We start from the raw sequence: 13,746 nt of genomic DNA on the forward strand, positions 1-13,746 counted from the left end.
TCACTTGCGGTTTGCGAAAATGCCCACTTTGGTCAGTAGGCTCTGTACAATGACTTCCATCGCTATTCATCCGGTGCTTGGTTGATACTGGCACCCTATCCGATGGATAGCTTTCCTGTCAAAAATTGTCCGGACTATTGATTAGACGCATGTAACCAAATATTCACAAATCTCTTCAAACACGAGCAAGTTATCAGCTAAAACACAGGTATGCCTTGAGGAATTTTGATTCTCTATGAAAGGCTAGGCAATGCTTCAAGGCACAGTTGGGCTGTGGTAGACAAAACCTAAACAAAGTAATATATCTTCATTCGCCGCACCAACGGTTTTTTGGTCTCCGGCGGCTCTCTACCAACCCAAACCTGTAGTACTCAGGCTCACTTAACATCCGAACTCCCGAATTTTTAGCACTGGCTCAAGTTATCTGTAAACCGCTAGAATCATAGACGGCTTAATTAGAGGTGTAACCCTCTCTTGCCGTGCTGATTACTTCACCGAAATTGGAGAGCAAGATGTCGAAAGCCCCCAATCTACCAGTAGAAGCAGAGATCACACCTGAAAAAAGAGATGAGGCTGAAGCAGAAATACGGGACAAGCAGAAACCTATAGACTACGACACAAAAGAGTACCCAGTGGAACTACTTATTCAAAAGTATACTGATGGGCTGGATGACGATACTAATGAATTATTCATCCCGGACTATCAACGAGAACTGGTTTGGGATAACACAATGCAATCAAAATTCATTGAATCTGTACTTTTAGGGTTACCGCTCCCATATATCTTTGTGGCTGATATTCATGGAGAAAAGAATGAGTCCCGCTTGGAAATTATAGATGGGGTGCAACGTATCCGCACCTTGGCTAGATTCTTGAATAATGAGCTAAGGCTTGAAGACCTCAAAAAATTGAAGAAATTGAATGATTTCAAATTTTCTGATTTGTCGCTTCCTCGTCAGAGACGCTTTAAACGAACTACGATTCGGATAATTGAGCTGACTGACAAAGCGGATGAAGATACTCGCAGAGAGATGTTTCAGCGGATCAATATAGGTGGTTCTGCTTTGAACGATATGGAGGTGCGCAGAGGCATACAGCGTGGACCATTTCTTGACTTTATTGATCGACTATCCGAAAATTCTAAGTTCCGCAGCTTATGCCCGTTCTCAGAAGCTCTTATCGACAGACGCGAACCACAAGAGTTTGTGCTGAGGTTTTTTGCCTATCTACATAACTATGAGAATTTCAAACGTCAGGTTAATGAGTTCCTCAATGAATATTTAGAGAAAAATAACGATGGCAGTTTTAATCGTGAAGCAATGCAAAATGAGTTTGAATCAATGCTTGATTTCGTAGAGAAGTATTTCCCGAATGGATTTCGCAAAGGTAAAAACCATACTACAACCCCTCGTATTCGGTTTGAGGTAATTTCTGTAGGCACTGCACTTGCGTTAAGGGAGAAAAGCGATCTTGAGCCAAGTTTAATGACATGGCTTGACTCACCAGAGTTTAAGGAACACACTACCTCGGATGGGCTTAATTCCAAAACTAAAGTAAAAAATCGGATTGAATATGTGCGCGACAAATTTCTCGGCAAATTGTGACTAGTGTGTTGATTCAAGATTTCACGGAACGCTCTAAAGAAGTGAGCAAATATTTTATTTTTTTAAAAAGTCTGGAACAAGGCACAACTAAATTAAGCATGAATGGTAAGGGGAACAATTCAAAAATTAAAGAAATTGATCCTGAGTTATTGAAGACTTTAAAAGCAAGCGGTTTCTTATTGCTCTATAACTTAGTAGAAGCAACCATGAGAAATATCATCGAAGCAATTTTTGATCAATTGAGAAGTGAAGGAATATCTTACGATGAAATAAGACCTGAACTTAAGAAGGTTGTACTTAAAAATCTTAAAAAGCGAAATCCCGACGAAGTTTTTTCCAGCATAGCAGCAATTTCTGTTGATATTATCACTGCTGGATTTGACAAAAAAGACTTGTTTTCAGGGAATCTTGATGGGAAAAAGATCAGAGAGACTGCTGCCGAATATGGATTTTCTCACTTAACCGATCATACAAAAACTGGTAACGGTAGTGATCTTTTAACTGTCAAAGCTAATAGGAATGATTTAGCACATGGAATCAAGTCCTTCGCAGAAATAGGGCGCGACAAAACAGCAGATGAGCTTTTAGAAATCAGAAATAAGGTAATTAGATATTTGAAGCAGATACTAAAAAATATTGAGACTTATTTAGACAACAAAGATTATCTAGATGCTTCGGTTGTGAGAACTTCCTAGGTAAACTTTTCGATATGTTCTAGAATGCTTTGAGCAATGACTTGACCTAATTTAACAGGAACAGCATTACCTACCAGTCGCCCTATCCGATCAAAAATAACAGGTTGGTCAAGAGCCATAAACTCATAATCCGATGGGACGGTTTGCAATAATGCTGCTTCTCTAAGAGATATCGCTCGATCTTGTTCAGGATGTCCAAAACGACCATTACCAAAACCAAAGCATTGAGTTGTAATAGTTGGACTAGGTTGATCCCACTCCATTCGACCATACACTCCTGGGTAAGTTTTACCACTTTTTTTCGTATGGCACTTAGCTACTAAATCTTTAGACCAATCGCGCCAAGTTCCTCCAGGTCTTGAAGCACGAATGCGACGAAGATTTAAGTCAGATAATTTGCTGCATTGATGAAGCCGATCAATCTTAGACGTTTGACCTGCAATAAGGGGACTCAGATGCTCAATCGTTTTACGGACGGTTTCATATCGTTCAGCGTCATGTGTTGGCGGAATCAATTCGATTTCCCCAAACTTTGAAGCAAGAAGAACTAATCTTTTGCGAGCTTGAGGAACTCCATAATCTGAGCAATTGACTTCATAGGATTCAATTGAATAGTTTAGATTTTTTAGGGTTTGAATAAATTCTGTGAAGACAGAATGATGTTTTAGCTGGAGCACATTTTTCATTGAGACAATTTCTGGCTCACAATCTTGTACTAAACGAGCAAAGTCTTGAAGAAGCTTCCATTTCGATTCTTTATCGTTGTAACGCCTTGCATAGCTAGAAAACGGTTGGCAAGGAGCACAACCTGCTAAAACCTTAATTGCACTTTCAGAAAAGTGTTGTTCCAAGTCAGACTTACTAACACAACCTACATCTTGTAGTACAAATTTAGCCTTATTATTATGTTCATATGGAAACTTACACGCTGGGTCAATATCATAGCCAGCTTTAACTGGAAGACCTGCTTGCTCAAATCCATAAGTTAGCCCACCAGCACCACAAAATAGATCAACTGTAGAGATGCTGCCAATCATTTACTCTCTCTTCAGTAGCGCGTTGTAAATCAACGCATTACTATAGCGCATTTCAGCAATCAACTCAATATGTTAGTTCAAAAGGAATTTTCGAGCTTTTCAATTAGATATTTTCAGCCACAAGCTAACCAAAGAAGGTTGTTTGTAGTCCAAGCGATGAGGAAACCTATCAATCTTAATCCCTGCCAAGCCGTGTAATTTATCCTTCAATCTTGATTCGTTTCTGTGCGTCTTCTAAGGCTTTTTGCACCTGCTCAAATCCGGTGCCGCCATAGCTATTGCGGGCAGACACTACTTGTTCGGGCGCGATCGCCTCATAGATATCTGCTTCAAAGGCAGAATGCAGATCTTTCCACTCGTCGAGGGTCAAATCTTTGAGCAGTTTGTTTGCCGCCAAAGACGTTTTGACCACCTTTCCGACCAGGCTATAGGCTTCGCGAAACGGAACGCCCTTTTTAGCTAAGTAGTCTGCAACATCGGTCGCGTTAGAGAAATCTTCGTTTACCGCTTCAGTCAACCTCGCCGTGCGAAACTCTAGCCCTTCGCGAAATAGGATGGTCATCGCTTCGAGACAGACTTTGACGGTTTTGACTCCATCAAACAGCGCCTCTTTGTCTTCTTGCAAATCTTTGTTATATGCCAGAGGCAGCCCTTTCATCAACACGAGCATCGCCTGAAGATGCCCAAACACCCTGCCCGTTTTGCCACGTACTAATTCGGGTACATCGGGATTCTTTTTCTGGGGCATAATGCTCGAACCCGTGGCGCAGCTATCGGTAAGGCTGACAAAGCTAAACTCTTGCGATGCCCACAGAATCACCTCTTCAGACAAGCGACTGAGATGCACCATGATTAGACTTGCTGCACAGAGAAACTCGATCGCAAAGTCTCGATCGCTAACGCCATCTAAGCTATTGGCGTAGACACTGCTGAAATTTAATCGTTCGGCGGCAAAGTGACGGTCGATCGGAAAGGTCGTGCCTGCAAGTGCCCCAGAACCTAACGGAGAAATATTCACCCGTTGACAAATCTCACCTAAGCGCTGCCAGTCTCGCTGAGTCATCTCAAAATAAGCCAGAAGATGATGTGCCAAGCTGATCGGCTGCGCTCGTTGCAAGTGAGTATAGCCAGGAATCAGCGTCTTGACGTTCTGACTTGCCAGACTCAGCAAGACTTCTTGAAACTGGCGAATCTGCTGACGAATCTGCTGAATTTGATCGCGTAAATAGAGCCGAGTATCGGTGCCGACCTGATCATTGCGCGATCGAGCCGTGTGCAGCTTTTTGCCCACGTCGCCCACTAATTCAGTTAATCGCCGCTCGACCGCAAAATGGACATCCTCTGCGTCGGTGCCGGGGTTGAAAGTGCCCTGGCGATAGTCTTGACGAATTTGCTCAAGCCCCCGAACCAGTTGCTCACCTTCTTCTGGCGAAATGATGCCTGTCTTGGCTAGCATTTCGGCGTGTGCCTGAGAGCCAGTCAAATCATATTCGATCAGTTCGATATCAAATTTGATGCTGGCGTTAAACTCAGCGATCGCAGGATGCAAGGCTGACTCAAATCGCTGACTCCAGGTTTGGGCAGGGTTCGCGTCGGGGGGCTGATTGGGGTGCGTCAAAAGAAATCCTCTCTGGATTGCGATGATAGACACTCGACTATACCAGAGGAGCCGAAACCGATTCTAGCCATCTGGGTGAGTGTGTCAGCGATCGATGAGGAAGCGTCTGACTAGCCGTAAGTAGTCATCGCCCTCACGAGGTATCCCAAGATCAGTCCGACCAAAAACGCCCAGACTTGCCCGGTTCTGACAAACTGATTCCAGGCTTTGCTGACATCGCCGCCCAAATCGGTTTCTTTAAACTGCTGGGCAAGCACGACCCAATCATGGGGCAGTTGCCAGTGCACGGTTTGCAGCACGTCGCTCCAGTGAGTCATTCCAGCGAGCCAGCTTGTCATCTCCTGCATTACGTGAATCATCATCTTGGTCGTCTCCTCAAGCTGGTGGTGATTGCTTCGTTTGGGTCTAAGAGCTTTCTTGTACCACAGAACTGAGAAGACAACCTATTTAATCCGGCTAATTTAATAGCGGCATGACGGAGTTGGCAATAATTGCAGCTTGGGTACGATCGCGCAGATTCAATCGCCCTAAAATACTAGCGACGTGGTTTTTGACCGTGCCTTCTGAGATTTCGAGCGATCGAGAGATTTCTTTGTTGCTTGAGCCAGACGCAATCAGTCTTAAAACTTGCCGTTCTCTGGCGGTGAGTTTGGCGAACCCAGGCGGAGGCGGGGACGATCGACGCTGCGCTGAGTTGAACGCTACGACATTTGAAGTGGCATTGCTGACATAAGCAATGGGCGGTGGAGCCGATTCGTCAGACGTTCCCAGGAGTTTAGAGAGAATTCCGGGGCTGAGTTGGGTATAGCCTTTGTGAACCGATCGCACAGCGTTGGCTAATTCATCGGGGCACAAGTCTTTGAGAAGATAGCCCTTTGCCCCAAATCTAAGGGCAGTGGTCACAGATTCTGAGTCATTTAAATCGGTCAAGATCAAAACTTGAGTGTCAGGAAATCGCTGACAGATGGTTTCGGTCGTGGCGATGCCTTCTGTCTTAGCAAAGCAGGGATCAATGAGAACAACGTCTGGATGTAGCGCTTCTACCTGGTCAATCGCGCTTTGTTGTGTATTTGCGTCTCCTACCACTTGCAAATCTTGCTCCTGATTGAGCAACGCCTTTAAGCCTTCACGAATCAGGTTTTGGTCATCGACGAGTAATACACGAATCATGGCAGATAGCTCCGATCGGGTTTAGCCACGGGTAGTCTTAAGTTTGCATTCACTCAAGGCTGATCTCAAGGAACAACCTAGCCAAAAGACGACATTTCATCAGTTTTGTTCCTAGTTGGTCAAAAATTGATAAGTTTTGCTTTAGGGTGAACCAAGACAGAGGATCTTCTGACTTTAGCGTCGAGTTTGCACTAACGTATGCTGAAATGTTGGAAGCGTTTGAGCGTCTGATATGAGTGGGTTGATAAAGCCGATCGAGCAAAACAAAGTCTGGCTGTGGCTGGGATTGGTAGGGTTATTCATTGGGTCGCTGTGCCTGCGGTTTTGGGGGTTAGGACGATTTAATGCCCTGGTTTTTGATGAGGTTTATTACGTCAAGTTCGCCCACAATTATTTGACGCACACACCGTTTTTTGACGGGCATCCGCCTCTCAGCAAATATCTGATCGCGATCGGCATCTGGCTGGGCAATCAGCTTCCATTTGGCAAAGATACGGTGAATACGCTGGCGGGGTCTTCTCTCAGCACCTGGAGCTATCGCTGGCTGAACGCGCTGACGGGTTCGTTTATTCCGCTAGTAGTGGCGGCGATCGCCTATGAGTTAAGTCGTCGGCGCAGCTATGCCCTGATTGCTGGACTGTTTGCCGCCGCTGATGGACTCTTTCTCGTCGAGTCTCGCTACGCGCTCAACAACGTTTATTTAGTGATATTTGGGCTGTTGGGGCAGTGGTTTTTTCTCAAAGCACTGAATGCACCGGGCAAAAAATGGCTGCTGTGGATGGGGCTTGCAGGACTGTTTTTTGGTGCCTCCGCGTCGATTAAGTGGAATGGCTTGTGGTTTTTGTTGGGTGCCTATTTGCTGTGGGGCATTGCCTGGGCGATTCGACTCGTGAGAATGATCGGGCGATCGTCCACTCCCTCCGATGCCACACCGCTCTACCGTTTGGCGCGTCTCAATCCGTTCTATGTGCTGCTCACGTTGGGAGCCATTCCCGCCCTTTTCTATCGCCTGATCTGGATTCCGCATCTCAGTCTCAGCCACGACTTTGGCTTCTGGGAAGTGCAAAAACAGATCTTGGCATATCACGAGCGGGTGGGCAGTGGTCCGACGGTTCACCCCTATTGCTCGACGTGGGTCGGCTGGATTTGGATGCAGCGCCCCGTCGCTTATTTTTATCAAGTTGCGAGTAGTTTGACGGCTCCAATTCCGGCGAGTGGCACTGCCTCAGCCGTCACCTCAGGAAGCGTAATCTATGACGTTCATGCAATGGGAAACCCGTTTTTGTGGTGGTTTTCGGCGGGAGCGATCGCCCTTCTCCTCTGGATTTTAATCGAGAATTTCAACTCCCTGATCAGCCCTGCCGAAACGCTCACTCCGCATCAGCAAATCGGGTTGTTGCCGCCCAACGAGGTCTGGATCGGGCTGTTTCTCGTCGTCAACTACGCCGCCAATCTTTTGCCGTGGGTGCGCGTGACTCGCTGCGTGTTTCTCTATCACTACATGGGGTCTTCGGTGTTTGCGTCGCTGGCATTGGCTTGGTTGGTCGATCGCTGGTTTCGCAGCAATACGCCTCGATTGAGAAGTCGGGCAACGTGGACAATCGCGATCGTGCTAGTCTCTTTTGTGTTCTGGATGCCCGTCTATCTGGGGCTGCCTCTGTTTGAATGGCAATATAACCTACGAATGTGGCAGATTCAGATCGGTAACTTTTGGCTGCTGCGATGGATTTAACTTCCGTCAATGTTGAATTTGCGTTAAATCAAAGAGCCTAGCCAGTTCTGCTGGCTAGGCTCAAAAAAGAAAAGTTAATCGCGATCCTTTTTTCGTAGTTTCTCAACTTGAGTGGAGTAAGCTTCACCGCAAACCATTTCTCTTGCCCAATGCTCACAGTTGTAACTAAGTTGGTTCCAAAACTTTGCCCGACCAGTGCAAATTTCAGCTTGAAATTTTGCAATTCTTGCTTCTATCTCAGCATCGATCGCATCCGCAGGACGCTCTTTAAACTGCCAGACTGTCAAATCTTGCGTAAAGTGAACGTACCCAACTCCCATTTCAACAATTCGATTTTGTGGACGAATCGTTTCGCCTGTGAAGAAGTGCGCGATTCGATAGCCATTAGGTGTGGGTCGAACAATCCCATAATGCTCATACTCTCGCCCCTTATCATCCTGGCAAGGCACCACAACTAAGTCATTAGGGCGAATGGTGTTGCCTTGTTGGTCGCAGAATGCAGGCTCATTATCCAACAACGACACCAATTGAGTCAGAGTCGCTAACTGAATGTCGGTCGCCTGAGACAGGTCTGCTGTCCATTTAGGGTCAGATTGCTCAACTAAGTTTGGGATAAGTTGATACTTCTCTAGCACCCAAGCCAAACGCTTTTGAAGTTTTTGAACAGCATCAAAATACCAACCCCGATCGAAGGAGACAAACTGTTCGGTCGCCTCAATCTTTAGAAGAACTGCGATCGCGCGACACGTCTCTAGAATTTTCTCGTCTTGGGTGTGTCTAGAAATTTGTGCTAATGCTTTTTGAATGGTTTCGCCGTGATAGAGGCGCTCTTGAACCTCAGCAAATAAATAAAGGAGTTTTGCAAGATTCGCAGGCGTTTCTGGCTGTGGGCATTTCTCTCTATGCTTTGCCATCTGCCTTTTTCCCTTTTTTAAACAGTCGCGAAAATGCAGCAGAGATGGACTTTTGATTGCTGATGGGTTGGGTTATTTCTTCGCTGGGCTTTTCGCTAGAAGTGGGTTGAGTGGGTTCAGTCGGTTTAGGCTGCTTTGCGGGGGCTTCAGACTGTTGCTCGACATAAGCTTTGAAGGCAGGAAGAATGACCTTCTCGGAAGATGAAATCGCTAATTTTGAGGCAGCTTGTTGACTTTTCTGCTGAGAGTTGTTTGACATATTGGTTGAGTCGTACTTTAAAGGGTAGTGTGCCCGTCCAGACCGAGAAAAGCGACGATCGAGCCTCACATATCCTGTGGGATTGCTTAAGGGAGTGGGCTTCAGCCCCACGTGCTGCAACCTCGTGGCAGTGATCGCACAGTCACTTCTAGCCGCCCAAATTCCGCCCTGCTAAAATACCCATAGAGTGCCCACCCAAAACTCCGCCATGCCTCAAATCACCCTAGATCTTCCAGACGATCTCCTGCAACAAATTAACCAAAGCGGCAGCCGCGATCGCCTAATCGAACTTCTCACCTTGAGCATTCAACAACCTGCTGTGCCCGCCGCCATTTACCGCTACATCTTCGACTTCATCATTAGCAACCCCACTCCCAAACAAATTGCCAGCTTTCGCCCAACAGCCGCGATGAGAGAACGGTTGTCGATTTTGCTCGATCGCAGCCAAGCCAGCCAACTGACCTCCCTAGAGCAAGCCGAACTTGATGAATTCGAGCGCATTGAACATCTCATCATCATGCTAAAATCCGGCAATTTTCAAGCCTTTCCTTCCGCCGGATGAGCAAAACCCGTATTTCTGCCGCCACCAGGCGGTTCGTCGAAGAACGAGCAGGGTATCGCTGTGAACTTTGCCTCGTCCCGATCGACATTACCTTCTTTCCCCACGAAGTCGATCACCTCATTGCCGAAAAACATCAAGGTAAGACCGAACCAGAAAATCTAGCCCTTGTCTGCTGGCGATGTAATCGACACAAAGGTAGTGATCTGGGTTCATTCGACCCTTTAACCCGTCAGTTTTGCTTCCTGTTTAATCCGCGCACCCAGATTTGGTCAGAACACTTCACATTGCAAGATCACGAAATTCTGGGCACTACACCAGAAGGACGCACAACCGTCTCTCTACTCCAACTCAATACAAACCAACACAAAACAGAAAGACAACGGTTTATGGCATCGCCCGATATGTAAGGATGGAAATCAGGCTGCCCATTCCAAATCATTCTCTCCAGGTCGTTTCATGGCATGATTTCAGAGTCACACCGCTTTTAGAATGAGAGCGATCGCACCTAGCCCCGCCATGAGCGAAACCAACGATACTATTTTTGGCAAAATTATCCGCAAAGAGATTCCTGCGGACATTGTTTATGAAGACAATCTCGCCCTCGCCTTTCGCGACGTGAATCCGCAAGCGCCGACTCACATTTTGGTAATTCCTAAACAAGCGATCGCCAAACTCTCTGATGCAGAATCCGCCGATCACGCTCTCATGGGGCACCTGCTGCTGACCGCTAAACGCGTTGCTCAACAGGTTGGACTCACGAATGGCTATCGAGTTGTGATCAACACAGGCGACGACGGAGGACAGACGGTTGATCACCTGCATTTACACATCTTGGGCGGACGATCGCTGACTTGGCCTCCCGGTTAAGCAAAACCCCCGCTTCATGCGCTAGGATCTTGACAGAATCGGAGGAAAGACAACGGTTTACACACGCCCCCTCGCTCGGTTAATCGAGCATCTTCAACATCTCCCTGGTGTTGGTCCTAAAACAGCCCAACGACTTGCACTCTATATTCTCAAGCGCCCCGAAGAAGAAGTGAAGGCACTCGCTCAGGCATTGATGGAGGCAAAGCTGCAAGTGGGCTTCTGTTCGGTGTGCTTTCACTTATCAGCCGAACCCGTTTGCGATATTTGCCGCGCTCCCAACCGAGACAGCAGCACGATCTGCGTCGTCTCTGACTCTAGAGACGTGATCGCGCTAGAGAAAACCCGCGAATATCGGGGAAAATATCACGTTTTAGGTGGGTTGATCTCTCCGATCGACGGCATCGGTCCCGACCAGCTAAACATTCATGCGCTGCAGAGACGTGTCAGCCAACAGAAAATTGACGAGGTGATTCTCGCGATCAGTCCCACGGTCGAAGGTGAGACGACGACTCTGTTTGTGGGTCATCTCCTCAAGCCCTTTACGCGGGTGACTCGGATTGCGTTTGGTCTGCCGATGGGCGGCGACTTAGAATATGCTGACGAGCTGACGCTGGCGCGCGCGCTTGAGGGCAGACGAGATTTAGAGTTTGGCAGCCGCTAAACGGTATCGTTTGCCATACTAAAATCATTCCCCACTCTGAGTAACCTGATGTTTGGTACGTTTCAACAAAGCAGCCTGCGGATTGAAGTCAGCGCATCTGAAGCAGCGCTTCGCAAAAGCCTCGCCAATCCTGCCCAATATTCGAGGTGGATTTGGTTTGAGCGATTTTCAAGTGGGCTGCCTGACGCAGTGCACCCCGGTTTGACCTTTACAAGTTGGGCGGGCGCGATCGCTATTCAACATCAGGTCGAGACTGCAGAACCCAATCGAGTCCGGTTTTTGCTCAGTCAAGGAATCGATGGCTTTCACGAATGGGCGTGGGGCGATGGGTGGGTGCAGTCGCGCATCGAAGGCATTTCAGTCTTACCAATCCGGCTAGGGCAGACCATCACCTTGTTGAGTCTCAAACAATTCCTCACCACAACCCCGTAGAAGCGTTTCGCTAAAACGTCTCCCAAACGAAATATGCCTCCTCTAGTTCTAATAACCCATATCGAAAGGGCTATAGCATTTGGAGGGTGGCATTTGAGGATCGTCCTCCCATAGCTAGATGATGAAAGACCGCTCAACCTGTTTCGCTCATCAAAGTAGTTTTATCGAGTTTGTTGATGTTGAAGCACTCTATTAGGCTGGTGGGCGTGTTGGGAACGATCGCCGCGCTCACAGTTCCTCAAGTAGGGCTGGCGATCGAGCCTACCCAAACTCAGTCTTTTAATCCTTCTCAAGCCCAGCCTATTGCTCAACCTCTGCGATTAGAGATTCGCCTCAGCAAGCGTCAGGTCACGCTTTATCAAGGAGATGTGAAAGTTAAAACTTATCCGATCGCCGTGGGTCGCCCTGGATGGGAAACGCCGACTGGCAATTTTCGAGTTAGGCAAAAAGTCAAAAATCCGATTTGGGTACACCCTTTTACGGGCGAGCAGGTTCCGGGCAAAGATCCTGAGAATCCTTTAGGAGGCTATTGGCTTGGGTTTTGGACAGATGGGAGAAACTCGATCGGGTTCCACGGCACACCCACGCCGCTATCGGTTGGAAAAGCGGCTTCTCACGGCTGCGTGCGGATGTATGTCAAAGATGCTGCAGAGCTATTTGAGAAAGTCAACATTGGCACAGTAGTCAAGGTTGTAAAGTAATCGCCAAAGCTGATTCTTTAGAAAAATCGATCTATATCTCCAGAGAGAGTATTCATAACCCAAGAATCTTTACACTTCGGGCAAGTGGCAATGGTCTCAACCCAGATTATTTGTGCAGTGATGAGTCGTCATTTCGGCTCTAAAACAGCAGCCTCTAAGATTGCAGATCATCAACAGTAAGGAGATAAACATGAACGGAATCAACAGACACGCTATCGCTAAACTTGCGGGAACTTTAGGACTTGCAGGGGTTAGCTCTCTGCTCGCATTTCCCGCTTTCTCAGCTAACCCTGTCTCAAAAGTCAATCCTAACCCCAGTATCTTTAACGAAGCCCCATACAGTCGCCTTGCGCAATCGACGAGTGCTCCTCAAAATCTAGACAGAATTGGCACACCGGGCGGACCAGGTAGCCCAGTCAATCCTTCTGCGACTCCGACGGCGGAGCCTTCTAACATTGGACCGACTCAAAACCGATCGACCACTCCTGGTAGCTCGAATGGCTCGTCTTCACCGAGCGCAGCTCCTAGCGGAACCCCGACCAATCCTTCTGCGGCTCCAAGTGGCTCTGGTGGCTCTGGCGCTGATGTAGTGGTTCCATCGTCTGGTGGCTCTATGATGCCGAGTGGAACGAGTATGCCTACTCCGGTTCGGGGTGGCTCTATCTCTCCTGCTGGTGGCAATCCTACCGATTCTACAACGACTCCCAGCAGCATCCCTGGCACTCCTGGCAACATGACTACGCCAATGACTCCTGGCACTATGACGATGCCGTCTTCGACTCCTGGCAACATGACCACGCCAATGACTCCTGACAACACGACGATGCCGTCTTCGACTCCTGACAGCACAACCACCACACCGTCTTCGACTCCTAGTAGTGGAAGTGGTGGGGTTCGTGCCCTTTGGTAAGTCTAGACAACGGGTTTGAATAGAGAGTAAATGAAGGGACGCGATCGCATCGTGTCCCTTTAGCGTTTCAAGAGTGTTTTCATGCGTCCTCAACCCATTCCTCCGCAACTTGGTCAAGAATCTGTTTGGGACTATCCCCGTCCGCCTCGATTAGAGCTGACTGAAAAGCCGATTCAAGTCGTGTTTAATGGCGAGGTGATTGCCGATACGCGACGGGCGATGCGGGTGTTAGAAACCAGTCATCCTCCGGTTTATTACATTCCGCCTGACGATATTCAGATGCAGTATTTGATCGCGTCTCCGCGATCGACCTACTGCGAATGGAAGGGTTCGGGCAGCTATTACACTGTATCTGTGGGCGACAAGCAAGCGGCAGATGTTGCCTGGTATTATGCCCATCCGACTCCTGAGTTTGCGGCGATCGAGCACTATGTCGCGTTTTATGCAGCGGCGATGGATGCCTGCTATGTCGATGGCGAAAAGGTGATACCGCAGCCTGGAAACTTCTATGGGGGTTGGGTGACGAGCGATATTGTTGGACCCTTTAAAGGTGAACCTGACTCGTGGGGCTGGTAATGAGTTGA

Annotated in this window: 17 protein-coding genes; 11 read left to right on the forward strand and 6 right to left on the reverse strand. The window is 47.8% G+C overall.

All coding sequences use genetic code 11. The annotated features are described in order from the left end of the window. The first annotated feature begins 512 nt into the window (after nt 1-512). Both A8707_RS18145 and A8707_RS18150 read left to right on the forward strand, forming a co-directional pair. The gene (locus A8707_RS18145; RefSeq protein WP_068818616.1) at nt 513-1,604 is read left to right on the forward strand and encodes a DUF262 domain-containing protein; all 1,092 of its coding nucleotides are present in this window, start codon (nt 513-515) and stop codon (nt 1,602-1,604) included. After that, nucleotides 1,601-2,299 carry an MAE_28990/MAE_18760 family HEPN-like nuclease gene (locus A8707_RS18150; RefSeq protein WP_068818617.1) on the forward strand — a complete coding sequence of 233 codons (699 nt, stop codon included), beginning with the start codon at nt 1,601-1,603 and terminating at the stop codon, nt 2,297-2,299. Before A8707_RS18145 ends, A8707_RS18150 begins: the two co-directional genes overlap by 4 nt. Here A8707_RS18150 and A8707_RS18155 read toward each other — a convergent pair. From A8707_RS18155 to A8707_RS18170, 4 genes are all read right to left on the reverse strand, one after another. After that, on the reverse strand, nt 2,296-3,336 hold the full coding sequence (locus A8707_RS18155) for a DNA cytosine methyltransferase (protein WP_068818618.1): 1,041 nt from the start codon (nt 3,334-3,336) through the stop codon (nt 2,296-2,298). The two genes, A8707_RS18150 and A8707_RS18155, sit on opposite strands and share 4 nt — an antisense overlap. A gap of 199 nt (nt 3,337-3,535) precedes the next feature. Then, nucleotides 3,536-4,954, reverse strand: a complete 1,419-nt coding sequence (gene argH, locus A8707_RS18160; protein ID WP_068818657.1) for an argininosuccinate lyase — start codon at nt 4,952-4,954, stop codon at nt 3,536-3,538. 110 nt (nt 4,955-5,064) lie between these two features. Beyond that, entirely contained in the window at nt 5,065-5,316 is a 252-nt protein-coding gene (locus A8707_RS18165; protein WP_197484870.1) for a hypothetical protein, read from the reverse strand. Nucleotides 5,317-5,410: 94 nt separating this feature from the next. Next, nucleotides 5,411-6,124, reverse strand: coding sequence for a response regulator (locus A8707_RS18170; protein ID WP_068818619.1), 714 nt, complete (start codon nt 6,122-6,124; stop codon nt 5,411-5,413). 232 nt (nt 6,125-6,356) lie between these two features. On the opposite strand from A8707_RS18170, the gene A8707_RS18175 reads away from it, so the two are divergent. Further along, nucleotides 6,357-7,856: a dolichyl-phosphate-mannose--protein mannosyltransferase gene (locus tag A8707_RS18175; RefSeq protein WP_068818620.1), complete on the forward strand. Its 1,500-nt coding sequence runs from the start codon at nt 6,357-6,359 to the stop codon at nt 7,854-7,856. 74 nt (nt 7,857-7,930) lie between these two features. Here A8707_RS18175 and A8707_RS18180 read toward each other — a convergent pair whose 3' ends face one another. Beyond that, a complete protein-coding gene (locus A8707_RS18180) occupies nt 7,931-8,770 on the reverse strand; it encodes a hypothetical protein (protein WP_068818621.1) in 840 nt (279 codons plus the stop codon). Further along, a complete protein-coding gene (locus A8707_RS18185) occupies nt 8,757-9,140 on the reverse strand; it encodes a hypothetical protein (protein WP_156518694.1) in 384 nt (127 codons plus the stop codon). Before A8707_RS18185 ends, A8707_RS18180 begins: the two co-directional genes overlap by 14 nt. Before the next feature lie 97 nt (nt 9,141-9,237). Between A8707_RS18185 and A8707_RS18190 the strand changes: the two genes are divergently transcribed. The 8 genes from A8707_RS18190 to A8707_RS18225 all read left to right on the forward strand — a co-directional run bounded on the left by A8707_RS18190 (nt 9,238) and on the right by A8707_RS18225 (nt 13,738). Continuing rightward, nucleotides 9,238-9,591, forward strand: a complete 354-nt coding sequence (locus A8707_RS18190) for a hypothetical protein (RefSeq protein ID WP_068818623.1) — start codon at nt 9,238-9,240, stop codon at nt 9,589-9,591. Further along, complete coding sequence (locus tag A8707_RS18195; protein ID WP_068818624.1) at nt 9,588-9,998, forward strand: HNH endonuclease; 411 nt, start codon at nt 9,588-9,590, stop codon at nt 9,996-9,998. Before A8707_RS18190 ends, A8707_RS18195 begins: the two co-directional genes overlap by 4 nt. Before the next feature lie 109 nt (nt 9,999-10,107). Beyond that, complete coding sequence (locus A8707_RS18200) at nt 10,108-10,458, forward strand: histidine triad nucleotide-binding protein (RefSeq protein ID WP_068818625.1); 351 nt, start codon at nt 10,108-10,110, stop codon at nt 10,456-10,458. Nucleotides 10,459-10,495: 37 nt separating this feature from the next. Next, nucleotides 10,496-11,119 carry a recombination mediator RecR gene (gene recR, locus A8707_RS18205; RefSeq protein ID WP_068818626.1) on the forward strand — a complete coding sequence of 208 codons (624 nt, stop codon included), beginning with the start codon at nt 10,496-10,498 and terminating at the stop codon, nt 11,117-11,119. Between the two features lie 48 nt (nt 11,120-11,167). Continuing rightward, on the forward strand, nt 11,168-11,551 hold the full coding sequence (locus A8707_RS18210) for a hypothetical protein (protein ID WP_068818627.1): 384 nt from the start codon (nt 11,168-11,170) through the stop codon (nt 11,549-11,551). A gap of 176 nt (nt 11,552-11,727) precedes the next feature. Next, entirely contained in the window at nt 11,728-12,252 is a 525-nt protein-coding gene (locus tag A8707_RS18215; protein WP_068818628.1) for a L,D-transpeptidase, read from the forward strand. Nucleotides 12,253-12,442: 190 nt separating this feature from the next. Continuing rightward, nucleotides 12,443-13,162: a hypothetical protein gene (locus A8707_RS28350; protein WP_156518696.1), complete on the forward strand. Its 720-nt coding sequence runs from the start codon at nt 12,443-12,445 to the stop codon at nt 13,160-13,162. Between the two features lie 81 nt (nt 13,163-13,243). After that, complete coding sequence (locus A8707_RS18225) at nt 13,244-13,738, forward strand: DUF427 domain-containing protein (RefSeq protein ID WP_068818630.1); 495 nt, start codon at nt 13,244-13,246, stop codon at nt 13,736-13,738. Nucleotides 13,739-13,746: the final 8 nt, after the last annotated feature.

The organism is Phormidesmis priestleyi BC1401 (genome assembly GCF_001650195.1).
GTDB classification, from domain to species: Bacteria; Cyanobacteriota; Cyanobacteriia; order Leptolyngbyales; family Leptolyngbyaceae; genus Phormidesmis_A; species Phormidesmis_A priestleyi_B.